Genomic DNA, 17,867 nt, shown 5'->3' on the forward strand with positions numbered 1-17,867 from the left:
TCACGCTCATTTTCCTCGCCGCCCCGAAGGACAAGGCCACCTCGTCGGCCAATCGCGCGCCCGAACTCGAACTGACCTTCAACTGGGATCCGGAAGCCTATTCGGGCGGGCGGAATTTCGGCCATCTGGCCTACAAGGTCGACAACATCTACGAGACCTGCCAGCGCCTCATGGACAAGGGCGTGACGATCAACCGGCCGCCTCGCGACGGCTACATGGCCTTCGTGAAGTCTCCCGACGACATCTCGATCGAACTGCTCCAGGAGGGCGAGGCACTCGCTCCGCAGGAGCCCTGGGCCTCGATGCCCAACACCGGCAGCTGGTAGCCCGCGCGGATCGCGAGGGAGGGCCGGCGCATCGATCGGCCCGCCCGGATGATCGGATCGCTTCCCATCCCCTCGCGCCGTCCGTAGGGATTGCGCTCCTCTTGCGCCGTGGTAACACGGTGGCGAACGCGCGGCGCAACGGATGTGGGGGACGCTTGGGATGAAGGACGTGCTGGTCGAGCTGGAGCGGCGGCGCGAGATCGCCCGCCAGGGCGGGGGCGCCGAGCGCATTGCCGCGCAACACAAGCGCGGCAAGCTCACCGCCCGCGAGCGTATCGCCGTGTTCCTCGACGAGGGCTCCTTCGAGGAATTCGACATGTTCGTCGAACACCGCTCCACCGATTTCGGCATGGAGAAGACCAAATATGCCGGCGACGGCGTCGTCACCGGCTGGGGCACCGTCAACGGACGCACCGTCTTCCTCTTCGCCAAGGATTTCACCGTTTTCGGCGGCTCGCTCTCGGAGGCGCATGCCGAGAAGGTGGTGAAGGTCCAGGAGATGGCGCTGCGCAACCGCGCGCCGATCATCGGCCTCTACGATGCCGGCGGTGCCCGCATCCAGGAGGGCGTGGCGGCGCTCGGCGGCTATGCCGAGATCTTCCAGCGGAACGTGCTGGCCTCCGGCGTCATCCCCCAGATCTCGCTGATCATGGGCCCCTGCGCGGGTGGCGACGTCTACTCGCCGGCCATGACCGACTTCATCTTCATGGTGCGCGACACCTCCTACATGTTCGTCACCGGGCCCGACGTGGTGAAGACGGTCACCAACGAGACGGTGACCGCCGAACAGCTCGGCGGCGCGTCGATCCACACGACGAAATCCTCGATCGCCGACGGCGCCTACGACAACGACGTCGAGGCGCTGCTGCAGATGCGCCGGCTGATCGACTTCCTGCCCGCCTCCAACACCGCCGAGATCCCCGAGATCGAATGCTTCCAGTCCGTCGACGACGCGGACCTGTCGCTCGACCGGCTCGTGCCCGACAGCGCCAACAAGCCCTACGACATCAAGGAACTGATCCTGAAGACCTGCGACGAAGGCGACTTCTTCGAGATCCAGGAGAATTTCGCAAAGAACATCGTCACCGGCTTCGGCCGCGTCGAGGGCCGCACGGTCGGCTTCGTCGCCAACCAGCCAATGGTGCTGGCCGGTGTGCTGGACTCCGATGCCTCGCGCAAGGCGGCGCGTTTCGTGCGCTTCTGCGACTGTTTCTCGATCCCGATCGTCACCTTCGTCGACGTGCCGGGTTTCCTGCCGGGCACCGCGCAGGAGTATGGTGGGCTGATCAAGCACGGCGCCAAGCTGCTGTTCGCCTACGCGGAAGCCACGGTGCCCAAGATCACGATCATCACGCGCAAGGCCTATGGCGGCGCCTACGACGTGATGGCGTCGAAGCATCTGCGCGGCGACATGAACTATGCCTGGCCTTCGGCGCAGATCGCGGTGATGGGCGCCAAAGGCGCGGTCGAGATCATCTATCGCAAGGACATTGCCGATCCAGACAAGATCGCCGCCCACACCAAGGCCTATGAGGATCGCTTCCTGTCGCCTTTCGTGGCCGCCGAGCGCGGCTATGTCGACGAGGTGATCATGCCGCATTCCACACGCCGCCGCGTGGCGCGTGCGCTCAGGATGTTGCGCAACAAGGACATGCAGAACCCTTGGAAGAAGCACGACAACATTCCGTTGTAAGCTCCCGCATTGAAGAGGGTGGGTGCATGAGCTAGATGTCTGGTCATGCGCGCAACACTCGAAATCGACGACGACGTGCTTGAGGCGGCGAAGCGCATAGCGGACGCCGAGCATACCAGCGCGGGAAAAGTCCTTTCCGATCTTGCCCGACGAGGTCTGGGCCAATCGTCAGATCGAGGGGATCAGCGGCCAGTCGAGACGGCCGAACGCAACGGCTGGATCGTGCTGTCGCATCGCTCAGGGCGAGCAACACCTGAAATGGTCGACGAGCTCCTGCTGGAAAGTGACCTGTCCGATCTGATCGAGAAATGAGCGGGATGCGTTCGCTGCTCGACGTGAACGTGCTGCTGGCGCTCTTCGACCCGATCCACGTCCATCATGAACGGGCACATCGATGGTGGTCGAGCGATGCAGGCGACGGGTGGGCTACATGCCCCATTACGCAAAACGGTTTCCTGCGGGTGGTTTCCAATCCAAACTATCCAAGTCCGATTCCGCTTTCGGACGCGCAGACGCTCCTCTCGCGCCAGATCGGTGCTGCCAGCCACGAGTTCTGGCAGGACACGATTTCATTGACCGATGCAGGTCGTTTCGATTTCAACGCGATACGCGGTCCGAAACAGCTAACCGACGTCTACCTGCTTGCGCTCGCGCTATCCAATGCGGGCCGGCTGATCACGTTCGACACACGCATAACGTCTGCGCCCGTCATCGGAGCGACAGCCAGAAATCTGCTGATATTGACGTAGCCGCTCAAACGACCACCTCACCTCACCCCGAACGGCGTCACCGCTTCATACCCGGCAGCCAGGTTCAGCACCGCCTGGTCGCCGCGCGGGCGGCCGATCAGCTGCATGCCCATCGCCCGGCCGTCGGCGCTGAAGCCCACCGGCACGTTGACGGCCGGCAGGCCGGCCATGGTGGCGAGCGCCGTGACCTCCATCCAGCGGTGATAGCTGTCCATCCTGCGGCCGGCGATCTCGTCGGGCCAGTGCCGCTCCGCCGGGAACGGGAAGACCTGCGCGGTCGGGATCGCCAGGACGTCGAACCGCTCGAACAGCAACAGCACATGGCGGTACCACGCCGTTCGAACCTGCGAGGCGGCGAAAATCTGCGCGGCGACGAGGTCGAGCCCGCCATCCACCTCGAAGATCGCTTCGGGTTTCAGAAGCGCGCGCTTGTCCGGATCGTCGTAGAATACCTTCAGCGCGCTGCCCGACGTGAAGTGGCGCAGCGTCACGAAGGCCCGCCACAGCGCCTCCATGTCGAAGGCCGGCACATGCGGTTCGACCAGGGCGCCCGCCTCTTCCATGAGCCCGAGGGCTGCTTCGCACAGGTCGAGGATGCCCGCCTCCATCGCCAGCTTGCCGCCGAGATCCCCGAGCCAGGCGACGCGCCGTCCCGCCATCTCCGGCACGAGGTCCGTGACGAAGTCGGGCTTTCCGTCGAGCGACAGCGGCGCGCGAGGGTCGTATCCCGCCTGCACGGAAAGCAGCAGCGCCATGTCGCGCACGCTGCGGGCCATCGGCCCTTCCACCCCCATCTGGGCGACGAAGCCTTCGGGCGCGGGGCCGGCGGGCACCCTGCCCTGGCTCGGCCGGAAACCGTAGACGTCGTTGAAGGCGGCGGGGTTGCGCAACGACCCGCCCATGTCCGAGCCGTCGGCCACCGGCAGCATGTGCAGCGCCAGCGACACCGCCGCGCCGCCGCTCGACCCGCCCGCGGTCATCCCGTGCGACAAGGCGTTGAAGGTCGGGCCGAAGACCGGATTGTAGGTGTTCGAGCCGAAGCCGAACTCCGGCACGTTGGTCTTGCCGATCAGGATCGCGCCCGCCGCGCGGATCCGCTCGACGAAGATGTCGTCGACGTCGGGGACATGGGTTGCGAAAAGCGGCGAGCCGAAGGTGGTGCGCAGGCCCTTCGTCTGGGCGAGATCCTTGATCGCCATCGGAACCCCGAACAGCGGTCCGGGCGCCTCGCCGCGCGCGAGCGCCGCATCGGCGGCCGACGCTTCGTCGTGCAACTCTTCCCGGTCGCGCAGTGATACGATCGCATTGACGTGCGGGTTCACCGCCGCGACGCGAGCGAGACAGGCGCGCATCACCTCGACCACCGAGACCCGTCGCGCCCGGATCGCGGCGGCGAGTTCCGTCGCGCCGAGCCGGCAGATATCATCGGGTGGGTCGAAACGGCCATGCGCCGGTTGCGCCATCTCGGTCATCTCGTTTCTCCCGGCGCGGCTCACGGACAGGGATTGCCCACCCGCTGGTGAATGGCGTCCACGGCCTTCTGCATGTCGTCCGTCCAGCGAACATCGGCCGAATCGAGGGCCATGCGCAACTGCTCGATCGTCGTCGCACCGACGATGTTCGACGTCATGAACGGCCGATGCGTGACGAAGGCGTTGGCAAACGAAGCGGGCTCCATGCCGAAGGATCTTGCAACTTCGGCATAGGCGACGAAAGCCTCCGCCGCGCCCGGCGTCTCGTAGCGCTGCAAGCGGTCGAACAGCTTCTTGCGCGACCCGTCCGGCAGCGCGCCGCCCTCATACTTGCCGGACAGATAGCCCTGGGCCAACGGCGAATAGGCGAGCAGGCTCACCGCTTCGCGGCGGCAGACCTCGGCGAGGTTCACCTCGAAGGTGCGGTTGACGAGATTGTACGCATTCTGCAGCGAGGCGACGCGTGGCCCGACGCCCTTCTCGCTCTCCGCGAGATAGCGCATTACACCCCACGAACTCTCGTTCGACAGCCCGAAATGGCGGATCTTGCCGGCCTTCACCAGTTCGTCGAAGACGGCGAGCGTCTCTTCGATCGGCGTTTCGTCGTCGAGTGTCGCCGGCGGCTCGGTCACCCGGGTCGGGTTTGCGCCCCATGGAATCGGCCGTTCCGGGAAATGGATCTGGTAGAGGTCGATGCGATCGGTCTGGAGCTTCGCCAGCGATTTTTCCACGGCATCGAAAATGTCGGCGCGGACGAGCTTCGAGGGACGTCCGCCGCGAAACCAGTCATTGGCGGTGCGGCCCACCACCTTCGAGGCGAGCACGATCTCGTTGCGCCTGCCCGTGCGCCTGAACCAGTTGCCGATGATCGTCTCGGTGCGGCCTTGCGTCTCCGCCTTGGGCGGGATCGGGTACATCTCGGCCGTGTCGAAGAAGTTCACGCCGCGGTCGACGGCGAGGTCCATCTGCGCGAACCCTTCGGCCTCGGTGTTCTGCTCGCCCCAGGTCATGGTGCCGAGACAGATCGCGGACACGGACAGGCCGGTGCGGCCGAGCGGGCGCTGTTGCATGGGAAACTCCGTCAGGATTGGAATCAGCCGGGGGCGAGCCCCGAAGGCGGTAAACCCATCCTAGAACCGTCAACGCCGGCAGACAATCACCCCTACCTGCCGATGGATCAGGTCCAGGCGATCGTCGGCGTGTCGCGGAAGGCGAACCGCTCAAGATGACTGCCGATGACGCCCCGCATGCGTTCGAGGTCTTCTTGGGTCGCCGCCGTGACGTCCAGCGCCAGAACGTCGTTCGCGGCCGTCAGCGCGCAATGGCCGAAGGGAAAGCGGATCGTCCCCGCCTCGGGCGTGAACTCGGCCGGAATCTTGTGTCCGAAGTGCTTGCACAGCTGCTGCAGATAGCGGCTCGCCATGTCCGTCTTCACGTCGGCATGGGAGGAGAGGGCATAGGGGGCGTCCGGCATGTCGTTTGGTCTCCGTTGCTTGGCGCAGCCGAGATTGAACGAGACGGATGCAAAGGCAACCAAAAAAGCTGACTGGAAAATGAAACTTTGGCAATCCGCCGCCCTCCGCGCCGGATCGGCCGGCGCGCGTTCAGCCGCGCGCGATCGCCTTGCGCTTCTCGCGGTCGATCATCATGTTGGCGATCTGCATGCGTACGACGGCGCGATCACGCAGATGCGGCAGGACCTTGTCGGGGTGGTTGACCAGCGCGAACTCGCGCCGGATCCGATCGAAATCCTTCGGCCAGCGGGCATTCGCCATCCGCAGTTCGGCCGCGATGTCTTCCGGATTGGTCGATGGCAGCGGCTCCGGCATTTCCATGCTCGGCGTGGTCTCCACCGTCTCGCGCTCGCTGGCCTCGCCATACACCTTCGCCACGAAGTCCGAGGGCACGCTCTTCCACAGTTCCTCGACTGCGGCGTCGGGCGTCACGAAGCCGAAGGGTACCGAGGGACGCGCTGGCGCCTCCTCCTGGCGTTCCGAGCGAGCGAGGAGTTCGTCCAGAAGAGAGGTGAATTCGCTGGTTGTGAAGCCGTTCATGCCAGGGTCCTGCGACCTTCAACGCCGGGATACTCGAATAGGTTGCCGACGGTACGTCAGAACCGATTAACAATCCTGTCGCGGAACCGGTTGAAATTGAGACGTCCGGCAAAGCCGCATGGAGGCTGCAACCGGCCCGGTGCGCCGGCGATCAAGGCGAGGCGCGCATATCAGCCATGCGGAATGCTGCACTGCAAAATCGTCACGAATCTCCGATATTCAGGCGGCGCGGAGGAGACTGACCTGGAGCAACATCATGGGTTTCATGACCGAATTCTTCGCCCGTCCCCGTCCCACCGAAGAACAGCGCTATCGCTCGGCCATGGTCCTGCTTGGCGCGATGAGCGGCGCTGAGCGGGCCGACATCAACATCAAGCCCGCCGACTTTCCCCGCATCGCCCGCCAGATGGCGGCGCGCTGAGGGCGACGGCGCATCGTGGGCGGCGTTGCTGCCCCGACGGTCGACGCTTCACAGATGCGCCGCAATGCATGCGGAATATCCTCGACCGGACACGAGGAGATTCGTCATGCGTCGAATGGGTCTTGCTGCAGTTCTGCTCGCCGGGACGGTATCCCTTGCTCACCCCGTCTTCGCCGAGGACGAGCCGGGACCGGAGGCTTCGGCCGACGCCGCGTCGGAAGCTGCGGCACAACCCGATCTCCTCGCCAGGGCACGGAGCCTCTACGAGGCCAGTCGCGGCGAGGAATGCAACGGTCTGCCCTTCGACGAGCCGCCGGCACCCGACGTCCACACCATCGAATTCCGCCCCGGCTATGCCGGCGAGGACGACCCGCTCGAACAGGCGACGCTGATCCGCTTCTTCTGCCGGGCCGGCGCCTACAATGAAATCCACGTCTACTACCTGTCGACCCAACTCGACGGGCTGCGCGAACTTTCCTTCGCCGAACCGGAACTCGACATCCGGCACGAGGACGACGATTCCGAAAAGCCGGTCGAGGAAATGCGCATCATCGGCTTCACCACGCGCGCGCTCCTCGTCAATTCCGACTATGTCGCCGAGGATTTCACGATCACGTCCGACGCCAAGTGGCGCGGCCTTGGCGACGCTTCGTCGACGGGGCTGTGGCTGTTTCGCGACGGGAACTTCACCCTGGTGCGATACGAGGTCGACGCGACCTATGACGGGGAGATCAATCCGCAGGTCGTGCTCGACTATTTCACCGCGCCCTGACGCGAACTCACTCGCCGAAACCGTCGCCCGACAGGCGGGGCGCCATGCGGATCAGGCGCGAATCGAGCACGGCCGCCTGCCGGTGCACGACGGCCTTCTGGTAGTCGGGGTTCTTGACCATCTCCACAAAGGCCGCGCCGGAGGGGTATTCGGCGATGAAGCATCGGTCCCAGCGCTCCTCCGCCGGCCCGATCAGCATCAGGCGAAAATCGCCCGACCAGGCAATGCGGCCGCCGACGCCCCGGAAGATCGGCCCGCTCTCGCGGCCATAGGCGGCATAGGCCTCCGCGCCCGTGGCCTTGCGACCGTCGGGATAGCGCGCCTCGTCGCGCAGCCGCACGAGGTTCAGCATGTGGATCGGCCCCTCATCCGGCAACTGCCGGAATTCGCCGAACGTTTCACGCAGCGGATCGACGTAGCCGCTCATGGCCTTCTCCTCCCAATAGTGCCGCCATCACGGCTCACCGCGCAGCCAGCATCCAGTTCAGCGTTTCGCGCCAGTCCGTCATGCGGATCGGCGTGCCGTGCGTGCCACTCTCGAACCGGACCAACCGGATCGGATAGCCCGGCGCGGCCTTGCGGACGGACTGGTAGAAGGCTTCCATCCGCTCGACCGGAAAGACCTTGTCGCGGCTTCCCTGGCCGATGAAAAGCGGCACCTTCGCCTTGAACGCGGCGCTGCGGACGTAGCCATCGTCCCACAGCGACCCGAGCAGCAGCAGGCCGCCCAGTCTCCCGACCACCTGCGGGTCGTTCGCGAGACGGTGGCAAAGCGCACCGCCGGCCGATCCGCAGGCAATGAAGACGGAAGCTTGCGGCGATTTGTTTGCGTAATAGGCGATCAGCCTTGCGACAGCCGCCGCGCCGGCGGCGCCGAAATCGGGGAAGTCGGGTGAAAGATAGAGCCCCTCATTGGCCGCCATCAGGTTCTTGATGCGGTTGAAGTTGCCGCCGAAGGTGAAGTCGTCGACGCCCTGCTTGCGGCTGCCGCCCTGGCCGTGGAGGTACACCGTGATGAACCGCGCGCCCTCGGTGCGGCCCACCGCGACATGCCCGATCCCGTCGAGCGCCAGGGTCTGCTCCTGCCGGCGCACGCCCAGCGACACGTATTTCGCCTGCGCGCGCCGTTCCGGCACTTCGTCGCGGCCATTGATGTCGCGCATCTCCCGATAGTCGACGATGCGATAGGCGCCCTCGTCGCGGGTCTCGATGATGCCGGGATAGGCGAAGAGATCGTCCTTGTAGGGCTTCAGCGGTTCCGCCGCGACCGCCATCGTGGCCGCGAGCGAGGCGCAGGCGGCAAGAATGACATGACGGGCAAGGCGGAACGACCGGATCATCCCCGATGATGTGACGGATCGAGCCGCGCGGCGCAAGTCGCGGCCCGGCGCTGACGAAGATCCGATCATCCTCGCAGCACCCCGCCGGCGGCGTGCATGGCCTCGGGCGTGTCGACGTCCAGGAAGGCGCCCTCCCCGATTTCGACATCGACGACGTCGGCCGCACCGCTCTCGACGATGTGGCGGGCGCCGGTGTCGCCGGTCAGCGCCTCGACATCCGCAAACAGCGCACGCGGCAGGATCACCGGATTGCCGCGCTTGCCATGGAAGGTGGCGCGCACGATCGCCTGGCCTCCGGCCTCCTCGAAAGCCGCGACCAGCCGATCGAGATCGGCGGCGCTGATGCCGGGCATGTCGCCCAGGATCACCAGCGCGCCAGCCGCCTCGGGCGGCAAGGCCCGGACGCCTGCCTTCAGCGACGCGGACAGGCCGGTCGCGTAGTCGGAATTGAGCACGATCCGGACGGCCAGCCCGTCCAGGGCCGCGCGCGCCCTCTCCGCCTGATGGCCGAGCACCACGACGGTCTCCGCCGCGCGGCTCGCCAGAACCCGCCTTGCCGTGCGCGCGAGCAACGGTTGCCCGTCGAAATCCGCCATCAGCTTGTTGGGGCCGCCCATGCGGCTCGACCGACCGGCGGCCAGCAGCACGGCATGGACGACAGGCTTCGCTGCGGGCGACAGGCGCTCGCGCGGCTGCGGCCGGGTCGGAATTTCCATCAGCAACCCGCCGACGCCCATGCCGGCGATCATCGCCGAACTGACCGGCACCCCGGCGACCAGCCGGTCGAGGATCCAGTCGAAGCCGTTTTCCTTCGGACTGCGCGCACAGCCCGGCGCTCCGATCACGGCCACGTCGCCGACGCTGCCGAGCACCAGGAGGTTGCCCGGATCGACCGGCATGCCGAAACGCTCCACCACGCCGCCGGCCTTGCGGATCGCGGCCGGGATGACGTCATCGAAATCGCTCACCGCCGACGCGCCGAAGACCAGCACCAGATCGTTGCCTGTTGCGGCTTCGGCGATGGCGGCGGCGAGGTCCGCCTCGTCATGGGCGGTTCGCCGTTCGCCCGACAGGACGCTGCCGGATCGCGCCAACCGCGCCTGCGTAATGCGCGCCGTCTTGTCGAGCACGCTCGGCTTCACGCCCGGCAGCACGGTCTGGACGAGGCCGACCCGTCGTGCCCGGAAAGCGTGCACGGCGAAGGCGTCACGACCGCCGCACAGGCGCGCGACTTCCTCGACGAGGCCGGCGGCGACGGCGAAGGGGATGATCTTGACGGTCGCCACCATCTGACCGGCGTTCACGGCGGCGAATTCGGCCACGGTTGCGACGGTGATCGACGGATCGACGGCGTTGATGGCATCAATGAGCGAGCGATCGACCGTGAACACGCCCGCGGTTTTCGCGTGAAGATTGACCCGTCCGGTCGCGGGCGCCTTCACCTCGATGTTGCGGGTGACGAGCGCGGCCGCGATGCGGCGCGCCGCCTCGTCCTCGTCCAGATCGTCGGGGTCCAGAGATGCGACGACGATGGTGCCGACGCCGTCGGCCTCCAGCGCGGCGATGTCGTCGGCGGTCAGCACGTGACCCTTCTTCAGCTTCCTGCCGCCCGCCGACGTCGCATGGGCGAGGATCGCGCCGGGCGCCTGTGCAACCGGGATCGGACCGAACCTCATGCCGCGTGGCCTTCGGCCTCTTGCGTAAGTCCGCGCGAACGGAAGGCAGTGATGATTTCGGCAAGCACTGCGACCGCGATTTCGGCAGGGCTGGCCGCGCCGATGTCGAGGCCGATCGGCGAATGGATGCGTGCAATGGCCGCCTCGCTCGTTCCCATCCCCATCAGCCGCTCGACCCGTTTGGCATGGGTTTTCCGGCTGCCCAGCGCCCCGACATAGAAGCATTCGGCATCGAGCGCCGCCTTCAATGCGAAATCGTCGATCTTGGGATCGTGCGTGACGGCGGCAACCGCCGTATAGGCGTCGAAAGGCTTTTCCTTCAGCACCGTCTCCGGCCAGTCGGCAAACAGCGGCACCCCGGGAAACCGCTCGGGCGTAGCGAAGGCGGTGCGCGGATCGATGATCTCGATGTCGTAGCCGGCGATCCGCGCCATCGGCGCCAGCGCCTGGCTGATGTGGACGGCGCCGATCACGACGAGGCGTGCCGGCGGCAGATGCACGTTGAGGAAGAACGGTCGGCCATCGGCCTCCACCGTGCCCGACCTGCCCGACCGGAACGCCTTTGCGACCGCCGCGCCCAGGTCGCCAGCCACGGCGTCGCCCTCGCGAACCACGCGGTCGCGCCCGTCCGAAAGATCGGTGACCAGCATCGCCGCCCGGCGCGCCTTGCGCTCGGCGTTGATCTTCTTCAGCGACAGGGGATCCATCGGTGCCTCCGCTCAGCCCAGCCGCTCGACATAGACCCGGATGCGGCCGCCGCAGGAAAGCCCCACCTGCCAGGCGGTCTCGTCGGCGACCCCGAACTCCAGCATGCGCGGCTTGCCGGTCCCGATGATGTCGACCGCCTCCGCGACCACAGCCCCTTCAACACAGCCGCCGGAGACCGAACCGTGGAAATTGCCCTCGGCATCGATCACCAGATGGCTGCCGACGGGCCTTGGCGCAGAGCCCCACGTCTCGACCACGGTCGCGATCGCGACGTCCCTGCCCTCGTTCATCCAGCCTTCGGCAATCAGCAGCGGATCGCGGGTCTCGTCGAGTGTCGGATCAGACATGGTGCGGGTTCTCCCGGCTGGAATATGGTCACGCGGCCCGGCGATTGCCAGGCGCCATGAAACGGCGGGGATCGGCTCCGCGCGGGCGGCTGTCGGAGAGCGAGGCACACAGATCCGTCAGCGCGTTCAGCGTGTGGACGGGACGGAACTCGTCGACATGCGGCAGCATCGCCCGCACCCCGCGCGCCCTGGCCTCGAAGCCGTCGAAGCGCAGCAGCGGGTTGAGCCAGACCAGCCGCCTGCACGACTTGTGCAGCCGCTCCATCTCGACCGTCAGCAATTCGACGTCGTCGCGCTCCAGCCCGTCGGTGATGAGCAGCACGATCGCGCCCTGCCCCAGCACCCGCCGCGACCAGAGCCGGTTGAACTCGTGCAGCGTCTCGCCGATCCTCGTACCGCCCGACCAGTCGCGCACGGCGAGCGAGGCATCCGCCAGCGCCTCGTCGGGATCGCGGTGGCGCATCTGACGCGTGAGGTTGGTGAGCCTGGTGCCGAAGACGAAGGTGTGGACGCGCCTGCGCTTTTCAGCCAGCGCATGCAGGAAATGCAGGAAGATGCGCGTGTACTGGCTCATCGAACCCGAAATGTCGGCCAGCACGACCAGCGGCGGGTGAATCTCCCTCGGCGAGCGAAACTTCGGCAGGATCAGGTCGCCGCCGGTGCGCAGGCCCGAGCGCAGCATGGCGCGAGGGTCGGTGCGCCGCCCGCGCGGGTCGGGACGATGGCGGCGCGTCCGAACGAGATCGAAGGGCAGCTTCAGCTGGGTGATCGCCCGCTTCGCCTCCGCGATCTCGCGCGCCGTCATCTGCGCGAAATCCTTGCCCCGGAGCACCTCGCTGCCGGAAAAGGTCAGCCGCGCGTCGACCTCGATCTCGGGCACCTCCTGCGGCTTGCGGTGCTTGTCGTGGCCTTCGAACATGGCGTCCGCAACGCGGCTTTCGGCAGCGCGCGGCTTCTGCTTCTCGCGCGTGTCGGGCGCCTTTGGCGAAAACATCGCGAGCATCTTTTCCACCAGCTCGCGTGACTTCCAGAACAGCCGAAACGCCTCGTCGAAGGTCGCGTGGTCCTCGTGCCGCGTCACCAGGACCGAGTGGAGCACCCAGTAGAAATCCTCGCGGCTGCCGATCCCGGCGGCCAGCACCGCCTCGATCGCATCCGTCACCGAGGCGGGTCCCACCCGCATGCCCGCCTTGCGCAGGGCGCGGGCGAAATAGACGATGTTGTCGGCCAGCCGCCCGTCGGCCTTCGCGGCGTTGGGGAAGGCGCCGGACATCCGCCCTACTCCGCGCTCGCCAGTTCCGACTGGACTTCCTTCAGCAGCCGGCGGCCTTCGCCCTGCTCGATGCGGGCGATGTCGTCCTGGTATTTGAGGATGACGCCGATCGTGTCGGACACCGTCTCCGGGTCGAGGGCGATCTTGTCCAGTTCGGTCAGCGCGCTCGCCCAGTCGATCGTCTCGGCCACGCCCGGCACCTTGAACAGATCGATCTCGCGCAGTTTCTGAATGAAGCGGACGAGTTCGGCCGAGAGCCGCCTGTTGGCCTGCGGCACCTTGCGCGCGACGATCTCGAGCTCGCGCTCGGCGTTCGGATAGTCGACCCAGTGGTAGAGGCAGCGCCGCTTCAGCGCGTCGTGGATCTCGCGGGTGCGGTTGGTGGTGATGATGACGATCGGCGGTTCTTCCGCCTTGATCGTGCCGAGCTCCGGCACCGTCACCTGAAAATCCGACAGGATTTCCAGCAGGAACGCCTCGAATGCCTCGTCGGTGCGGTCGAGTTCGTCGATCAGCAGCACCGGCGCGCGGCCGCCAGACCCTTCCAGCGCCTCCAGGATCGGCCGGCGGATCAGGTACTTTTCGGAGAAGACGTTCTTCTCCATCCGGTCGCGATCGGTCTGCCCGGCGGCCTCGTCCATCCGGATCTCGATCATCTGGGCGGCGTAGTTCCACTCGTAGACCGCCGAGGAAACGTCGAGGCCCTCATAGCACTGGAGGCGGATCAGCTTGCGGCCGAGCGACTTGGCCAGCACCTTGGCGATCTCGGTCTTGCCGACGCCCGCCTCGCCCTCCAGGAACAGCGGCCGTTTCATCCGCAACGCCAGGAAGAGAACCGTCGCCAGGGCACGGTCCGCCACATAGTCCGCGCTTTCGAGCAGCGCCATCGTCTCGTCGATCGACTGCGGAAGCGCGTGGCTTGTTTCCTCGGACATGCCGACTCCTGACTGTGTGTTTGGCGGTCGCCTCAAAGGACGCGATAGTCGCGGCGATGATAGATCAGCGGCGACTGGTTGTCTCCGATCCGAAGGCCGGTCACGCGTCCGAAGAGCACGCGGTGGGTGGCGAAGTCCTTCGCCTCGATCAGTTCGCAGTCGAACACGGCGAGCGCGTCCTTCAGCGTCGGCGCGCCGGTCGAGATCGTCTCCCAGCAATCGCCGTCGAAACGTGTCTCCGGGGGCTTGCCGGTCAGGCCGGCGAAGTCGGCCGACAGGGCCTGATGCTCGGCTGCCAGCGTGTTCAGCGCGAACAAGCCATTGTCCCGAAACACGTCGTTCTTGCCGCCGGTGCGGTTAAGGCACACCAGTATGGTCGGCGGGGCGTCCGACACCGAACAGGCGGCAATCACGGTCACGCCCCGCTTGCCGGCCGGGCCGTCGGTGGTCACGACATGCACGGCGCCGGCAAAATTTGCCATGGCGTCGCGATAGCGGGCCGGTTCGATTTCACTCTTCTTCAACACCCGGCCATGCCCTTCAGCCCATTTCCAACATGTGGCGCAATATAGGGCCAGCCGCCAAGGCCACAAGCCGCGCAGTGTGCATTGCACATGAACGCTTCGTTCTTTACCAGTTGATGCGAACCAGGCCTTTCCGGCGTGGGCGAGGACCGGTCCGACCCGAGACACGATGCAGAAGGCAGCCTTCACAGCGCTGGTGATCCTCGCCATGGCCGGCGCAACCGTCTTCCCGGCCGGCGCGGCATCGATCGGGCTCGCCGCGCCGCTGACCGGCACCACCGAACTGCTCGGCCGGCAGATGCGCGACGGCGCCGAAACGGCCATCTCCACCGCGCGCGACGGGTCGACGCTGGAAATCGTCGACACGCAGTGTTCGGCCGAAGGCGGCAGCACCGCCGCCGAATTCTTCGTGGTCGCCGAAGTCGCCGCCGTGACCGGCTTCCTGTGCATGGAAGCCATCGAGGCGGCGATGCCGATCCTCGCCAGGGCCGGCATCCCCGTCATCACCACCGGCGTTCGCGTGGCCAGCCTGACAGAACGCCGCGAGCGGACGGGATGGCCCGTCTACCGGCTGGCGCCGCGCACGGATGGCGAGCTGGCGGCGGTCTCGCGCATTCTCACCAGCCGGTGGCGCGAGGACCTCTTTGCCATCGTCGACGACGGCACGATCTACGGGCGTGAGCTCGCGGAGGGCTTTCGCATCGCCGCCGAGCAGGCCGGACTGAGCCCCGTCTTCGTCGACACCTTCAGGCCCCAGCTCGAAAACCAGATCGCGCTTGCGGGACGGCTGCGCCGCTCGGGCGCCACCCACGTCTTCGCCGGCGGCGATCGCGCCGATCTCGCCATTCTCGGCCGCGATGCGCGGGAACTGGGTTACGACCTGGTGATCGCCGGAGGAGAAGCGCTGCGCGCGGCCCGCGACGACGTCGACCTCGTGCCCGGCACGCTCATGGTCGCGCCCGTCGACAGAGCCGCGACGGCCGATCCGGCGCTGCTCGAGCGGCTGGCCGAGCGCCAGGTGCTTCCGGCGGACTACGTCCTGTCCACCCACGCCGCGGTCGAGATCGTCCTCCAGAGCCTCCAGACGGCCGAGGACGACGGCGGCTCGATCGCCGCGGCCCTGTCCGGGCAGACGTTCCAGACCGCGCTGGGTCCGGTCCGCTTCGACGACAAGGGCGACTGGATCGGCGAGCATTTCCGGCTGTACCGCTACGACGGCACGGCCTTCCAACCGATGGACTGAACGCATGGCTTTCCGGGCGGGCACCCGCAATCTCTTCACCGACGTGGCCGGCCTGCGCGTGGGCAACGCCGAAGACCCGCGCATCCGCTCGGGCGTCACCGTCGTCGTCTGCGACAAGCCCACCATCGCGGCCGTCCAGGTTCTCGGCGGCGCGCCCGGCACCCGCGAGACCGACCTGCTCGAACCGCACAACTCGGTCGCGGAGGTGCACGCGATCGTTCTGTCGGGCGGGTCGGCCTTCGGCCTCGATTCCGCGTCCGGCGTCCAGGCCTGTCTGCGCGAGCGGGGCGTGGGCGTCAGGGTCCACGACCAGTCGATCCCGATCGTCCCGGCGGCGATCCTGTTCGACCTGATCAATGGCGGCGACAAGGACTGGGGCCGGTACCCGCCCTATCGCGAACTCGGCTACGAGGCGGCCGAAAGGGCGGCCGAGACCTTCGCCCTGGGCACGGCCGGGGCCGGTTACGGTGCGCTGACGGCGGGGCTGAAGGGCGGTCTCGGATCGGCCTCGACGGTGCTCGGCAACGGCATCACGGTCTCCGCGCTCGTGGCGGTGAACGCGGTCGGTGCGGTCACCATGGGCGACACCCGGCATTTCTGGGCGGCGCCCTTCGAGATCGGAAACGAGTTCGGCGGCGCCGGACTGCCGGCATCCGTTCCGGGCGACGCCAGCGATGTCCGGCTGAAATTCCGCAGCGGCAATTCGCCCGCCGCCAATACCACGATCGCGGTGATCGCCACGGACGCCGTCCTGAGCAAGGCCGGCGCCAAGCGGCTGGCGATGTCGGCCCATGACGGCTTCGCACGCGCGATCTGGCCCGCCCACACGCCGGCCGATGGCGATCTGGTGTTCGCGCTCGCCACCGGCGGCAGCGGCGTCGTTTTGGAAGGCGACGCATCGATCGAACTCGGCGCGGCCGCGGCCGCGACCATGGCGCGCGCGGTCGCCCGGGGGGTTTTCGAGGCTGAAGCCGCCCCGGGAGACTATTTTCCGACATGGCGGTCGCGTTGGGACCCTCGATGATCGGCGCCGGGGCTCTGGATCGAAGCGGCCCTTCGGTGGCACAGTGAGGCGGGGCGAGAAACCGGGAGAACAGCCATGATCCGCAAACTGGCCGCAGCCGCCTCGATCGCCCTGTCGGTCCCGCTCGGCAGCCTTGACGCTTCGGCGGGAAACATCTCCGCGCTCGAAATTCTCGGCTTCGACGCCGATGCCTCGATCTTCGCCTTCGAGGAACACGGCATCCAGGATGGCTCCGGCTTTCCCTATGCCAACCGCTTCTATGTCGACGTGGCGACCGACGGCTTCGTTCCGGGCTCGCCGATCCGCGTCAGGATCGACGACGAGAACGCCACACTGGAGGAAGCCCGGTCGCAGGCGCGGACGCGTGGCCAGGCCATCGTCGCCGATGCCGAACTGGCGCAGAACCGCGGCTACACGGCGGGCTCGAATGCGATCACCGAGCTTTCCGCCGATCCTCACCGGATGGCGGTCAATCCGCGGCCGGTCATCCCGCCGATCGACACGGCGGTGGAGTTCCGCCTGGAGGAGTACGACCTCGAGGCCACCGGCTGCGAAAACCTCGGACCGACCAAGGGCTACCGGCTGCTGCGGGTCGATCTGGCGGCGGGCGGCTCCGTCAGCCTGCTGCACGAGGACAGCCGCATTCCCTCCAGCCGCGGCTGTCCGCTCGGCTACCGGATCGGGGCTGTCCAGACCGTCCATCCGGACACGGGCCTGCCATCCTTCGCGGTCCTGATCGCGGTTCGCTCCTTCGGCTTCGAAGGGCCCAGCTACCACTGGATCGCGGTTGCCGGCCGACTGTGACCGGCAGGCCTGACCGCAACCGCCTGAAGGCTGCGCTTTGGCTGCTCGCCGGTTCGCTGGCCTGGGCCCTGGCCATCGGCGCATCCGCGGCCTTGTCCCTGCTGTGGCGGGAGTGGCAGAACCGGGACGCACAGGCCTTCGTCGTCGCCCTGTTCGGCGCCGGTGCCTTCCTGGCCTATGCGCCCGCCACGATCATCGCGAAATATCTGGGCGGAAAGCGCGCCGAGACGCGCTTTGCCGCCACCATGGTGCTGCTGGCGGGCGCCACCATCGCGCTGACGGCGGTCTTTTTCGGCTACTGGTACCGTCTCTACTACGCCCGCTGGCACGAACCGGCCTTCTCGATCGGCTGGACGTTCCAGTACGTCTTCACCATGGCCGCGGCCTTCTATCATTTCCTCGTGCTTGGTCTGCGGATGTACCTGCCGCTCGGGCTGGCCGCGCTGCTGGCGTTTTCCCTCATGCAGGCGCGCCAGCGGCGTTGAGGCTGGCGGCCGCGTCTGCTA

General features: G+C 67.0%; 22 protein-coding genes. 10 read left to right on the forward strand and 12 right to left on the reverse strand.

Features of this window, described 5'->3' with window-relative positions:
- From EJC49_RS11080 to EJC49_RS11095, 4 genes are all read left to right on the forward strand, one after another.
- A partial coding sequence (locus tag EJC49_RS11080) for a VOC family protein (RefSeq protein ID WP_126699994.1) occupies positions 1–326 on the forward strand: 326 nt, incomplete at its 5' end.
- A 160-nt stretch (positions 327–486) separates the two neighbouring features.
- Entirely contained in the window at positions 487–2,019 is a 1,533-nt protein-coding gene (locus EJC49_RS11085; protein WP_126699995.1) for an acyl-CoA carboxylase subunit beta, read from the forward strand.
- Between the two features lie 45 nt (positions 2,020–2,064).
- Positions 2,065–2,331 (forward strand): CopG family transcriptional regulator, encoded by a 267-nt coding sequence (locus EJC49_RS11090; RefSeq protein ID WP_126699996.1) that lies wholly within the window; start codon positions 2,065–2,067, stop codon positions 2,329–2,331.
- Between the two features lie 5 nt (positions 2,332–2,336).
- Positions 2,337–2,768: a TA system VapC family ribonuclease toxin gene (locus EJC49_RS11095; RefSeq protein WP_126699997.1), complete on the forward strand. Its 432-nt coding sequence runs from the start codon at positions 2,337–2,339 to the stop codon at positions 2,766–2,768.
- Positions 2,769–2,785: 17 nt separating this feature from the next.
- On the opposite strand, the gene EJC49_RS11100 is transcribed toward EJC49_RS11095, so the two are convergent.
- From EJC49_RS11100 to EJC49_RS26060, 4 genes are all read right to left on the reverse strand, one after another.
- Positions 2,786–4,240, reverse strand: a complete 1,455-nt coding sequence (locus tag EJC49_RS11100) for an amidase (RefSeq protein WP_245453364.1) — start codon at positions 4,238–4,240, stop codon at positions 2,786–2,788.
- Between the two features lie 20 nt (positions 4,241–4,260).
- Positions 4,261–5,310 (reverse strand): aldo/keto reductase, encoded by a 1,050-nt coding sequence (locus tag EJC49_RS11105; RefSeq protein ID WP_126699998.1) that lies wholly within the window; start codon positions 5,308–5,310, stop codon positions 4,261–4,263.
- Between the two features lie 107 nt (positions 5,311–5,417).
- Positions 5,418–5,714, reverse strand: a complete 297-nt coding sequence (locus tag EJC49_RS11110) for a DUF2218 domain-containing protein (RefSeq protein ID WP_126699999.1) — start codon at positions 5,712–5,714, stop codon at positions 5,418–5,420.
- A gap of 130 nt (positions 5,715–5,844) precedes the next feature.
- Complete coding sequence (locus EJC49_RS26060; protein WP_245453365.1) at positions 5,845–6,294, reverse strand: hypothetical protein; 450 nt, start codon at positions 6,292–6,294, stop codon at positions 5,845–5,847.
- Between the two features lie 118 nt (positions 6,295–6,412).
- Between EJC49_RS26060 and EJC49_RS11120 the strand changes: the two genes are divergently transcribed.
- Both EJC49_RS11120 and EJC49_RS11125 read left to right on the forward strand, forming a co-directional pair.
- On the forward strand, positions 6,413–6,715 hold the full coding sequence (locus EJC49_RS11120; RefSeq protein ID WP_126700000.1) for a hypothetical protein: 303 nt from the start codon (positions 6,413–6,415) through the stop codon (positions 6,713–6,715).
- Between the two features lie 106 nt (positions 6,716–6,821).
- On the forward strand, positions 6,822–7,487 hold the full coding sequence (locus EJC49_RS11125; protein WP_245453366.1) for a DUF1176 domain-containing protein: 666 nt from the start codon (positions 6,822–6,824) through the stop codon (positions 7,485–7,487).
- Between the two features lie 7 nt (positions 7,488–7,494).
- Here the strand turns inward: EJC49_RS11125 and EJC49_RS11130 are convergent, their stop codons facing one another.
- From EJC49_RS11130 to EJC49_RS11165, 8 genes are all read right to left on the reverse strand, one after another.
- A complete protein-coding gene (locus EJC49_RS11130) occupies positions 7,495–7,914 on the reverse strand; it encodes a DUF1330 domain-containing protein (RefSeq protein ID WP_126700002.1) in 420 nt (139 codons plus the stop codon).
- 34 nt (positions 7,915–7,948) lie between these two features.
- The gene (locus EJC49_RS11135) at positions 7,949–8,827 is read right to left on the reverse strand and encodes an alpha/beta hydrolase (protein WP_126700003.1); all 879 of its coding nucleotides are present in this window, start codon (positions 8,825–8,827) and stop codon (positions 7,949–7,951) included.
- A 65-nt stretch (positions 8,828–8,892) separates the two neighbouring features.
- Positions 8,893–10,503 (reverse strand): NTP transferase domain-containing protein, encoded by a 1,611-nt coding sequence (locus tag EJC49_RS11140; protein WP_126700004.1) that lies wholly within the window; start codon positions 10,501–10,503, stop codon positions 8,893–8,895.
- Entirely contained in the window at positions 10,500–11,210 is a 711-nt protein-coding gene (locus EJC49_RS11145; RefSeq protein WP_126700005.1) for an XdhC family protein, read from the reverse strand. Before EJC49_RS11145 ends, EJC49_RS11140 begins: the two co-directional genes overlap by 4 nt.
- 12 nt (positions 11,211–11,222) lie before the next feature.
- Entirely contained in the window at positions 11,223–11,558 is a 336-nt protein-coding gene (locus EJC49_RS11150) for an XdhC family protein (protein WP_126700006.1), read from the reverse strand.
- 28 nt (positions 11,559–11,586) lie between these two features.
- Entirely contained in the window at positions 11,587–12,831 is a 1,245-nt protein-coding gene (locus tag EJC49_RS11155; protein WP_126700007.1) for a vWA domain-containing protein, read from the reverse strand.
- Between the two features lie 5 nt (positions 12,832–12,836).
- On the reverse strand, positions 12,837–13,766 hold the full coding sequence (locus EJC49_RS11160; protein ID WP_126700008.1) for an AAA family ATPase: 930 nt from the start codon (positions 13,764–13,766) through the stop codon (positions 12,837–12,839).
- Between the two features lie 32 nt (positions 13,767–13,798).
- The gene (locus EJC49_RS11165; RefSeq protein ID WP_126700009.1) at positions 13,799–14,293 is read right to left on the reverse strand and encodes a flavin reductase; all 495 of its coding nucleotides are present in this window, start codon (positions 14,291–14,293) and stop codon (positions 13,799–13,801) included.
- A 166-nt stretch (positions 14,294–14,459) separates the two neighbouring features.
- On the opposite strand from EJC49_RS11165, the gene EJC49_RS11170 reads away from it, so the two are divergent.
- The 4 genes from EJC49_RS11170 (at position 14,460) to EJC49_RS11185 (ending at position 17,846) form a co-directional block, all read left to right on the forward strand.
- Entirely contained in the window at positions 14,460–15,533 is a 1,074-nt protein-coding gene (locus tag EJC49_RS11170; RefSeq protein ID WP_126700010.1) for a branched-chain amino acid ABC transporter substrate-binding protein, read from the forward strand.
- A 4-nt stretch (positions 15,534–15,537) separates the two neighbouring features.
- Positions 15,538–16,557 (forward strand): P1 family peptidase, encoded by a 1,020-nt coding sequence (locus EJC49_RS11175; RefSeq protein ID WP_126700011.1) that lies wholly within the window; start codon positions 15,538–15,540, stop codon positions 16,555–16,557.
- A 75-nt stretch (positions 16,558–16,632) separates the two neighbouring features.
- Positions 16,633–17,361 carry a DUF2259 domain-containing protein gene (locus EJC49_RS11180; RefSeq protein WP_126700012.1) on the forward strand — a complete coding sequence of 243 codons (729 nt, stop codon included), beginning with the start codon at positions 16,633–16,635 and terminating at the stop codon, positions 17,359–17,361.
- A complete protein-coding gene (locus EJC49_RS11185) occupies positions 17,358–17,846 on the forward strand; it encodes a hypothetical protein (RefSeq protein WP_126700013.1) in 489 nt (162 codons plus the stop codon). The genes EJC49_RS11180 and EJC49_RS11185 overlap by 4 nt, the downstream gene beginning before the upstream one ends.
- The last annotated feature ends 21 nt before the right edge of the window (positions 17,847–17,867 follow it).

Source organism: Aquibium carbonis (assembly GCF_003970795.1).
GTDB classification, from domain to species: domain Bacteria; phylum Pseudomonadota; class Alphaproteobacteria; order Rhizobiales; family Rhizobiaceae; genus Aquibium; species Aquibium carbonis.

Coding starts and splice junctions, on each gene's coding strand:
- EJC49_RS11145 (WP_126700005.1), bottom strand. CDS start 11,210: ATGGATCCCCTGTCGCTGAAGAAGATCAACGCCGAGCGCAAGGCGCGC.
- EJC49_RS11095 (WP_126699997.1), top strand. CDS start 2,337: ATGCGTTCGCTGCTCGACGTGAACGTGCTGCTGGCGCTCTTCGACCCG.
- EJC49_RS11130 (WP_126700002.1), bottom strand. CDS start 7,914: ATGAGCGGCTACGTCGATCCGCTGCGTGAAACGTTCGGCGAATTCCGG.
- EJC49_RS11090 (WP_126699996.1), top strand. CDS start 2,065: ATGCGCGCAACACTCGAAATCGACGACGACGTGCTTGAGGCGGCGAAG.
- EJC49_RS11125 (WP_245453366.1), top strand. CDS start 6,822: ATGCGTCGAATGGGTCTTGCTGCAGTTCTGCTCGCCGGGACGGTATCC.
- EJC49_RS11175 (WP_126700011.1), top strand. CDS start 15,538: ATGGCTTTCCGGGCGGGCACCCGCAATCTCTTCACCGACGTGGCCGGC.
- EJC49_RS26060 (WP_245453365.1), bottom strand. CDS start 6,294: ATGAACGGCTTCACAACCAGCGAATTCACCTCTCTTCTGGACGAACTC.
- EJC49_RS11150 (WP_126700006.1), bottom strand. CDS start 11,558: ATGTCTGATCCGACACTCGACGAGACCCGCGATCCGCTGCTGATTGCC.
- EJC49_RS11140 (WP_126700004.1), bottom strand. CDS start 10,503: ATGAGGTTCGGTCCGATCCCGGTTGCACAGGCGCCCGGCGCGATCCTC.
- EJC49_RS11170 (WP_126700010.1), top strand. CDS start 14,460: ATGCAGAAGGCAGCCTTCACAGCGCTGGTGATCCTCGCCATGGCCGGC.
- EJC49_RS11085 (WP_126699995.1), top strand. CDS start 487: ATGAAGGACGTGCTGGTCGAGCTGGAGCGGCGGCGCGAGATCGCCCGC.
- EJC49_RS11110 (WP_126699999.1), bottom strand. CDS start 5,714: ATGCCGGACGCCCCCTATGCCCTCTCCTCCCATGCCGACGTGAAGACG.
- EJC49_RS11100 (WP_245453364.1), bottom strand. CDS start 4,240: ATGACCGAGATGGCGCAACCGGCGCATGGCCGTTTCGACCCACCCGAT.
- EJC49_RS11135 (WP_126700003.1), bottom strand. CDS start 8,827: ATGATCCGGTCGTTCCGCCTTGCCCGTCATGTCATTCTTGCCGCCTGC.
- EJC49_RS11180 (WP_126700012.1), top strand. CDS start 16,633: ATGATCCGCAAACTGGCCGCAGCCGCCTCGATCGCCCTGTCGGTCCCG.
- EJC49_RS11105 (WP_126699998.1), bottom strand. CDS start 5,310: ATGCAACAGCGCCCGCTCGGCCGCACCGGCCTGTCCGTGTCCGCGATC.
- EJC49_RS11160 (WP_126700008.1), bottom strand. CDS start 13,766: ATGTCCGAGGAAACAAGCCACGCGCTTCCGCAGTCGATCGACGAGACG.
- EJC49_RS11120 (WP_126700000.1), top strand. CDS start 6,413: ATGGAGGCTGCAACCGGCCCGGTGCGCCGGCGATCAAGGCGAGGCGCG.
- EJC49_RS11155 (WP_126700007.1), bottom strand. CDS start 12,831: ATGTCCGGCGCCTTCCCCAACGCCGCGAAGGCCGACGGGCGGCTGGCC.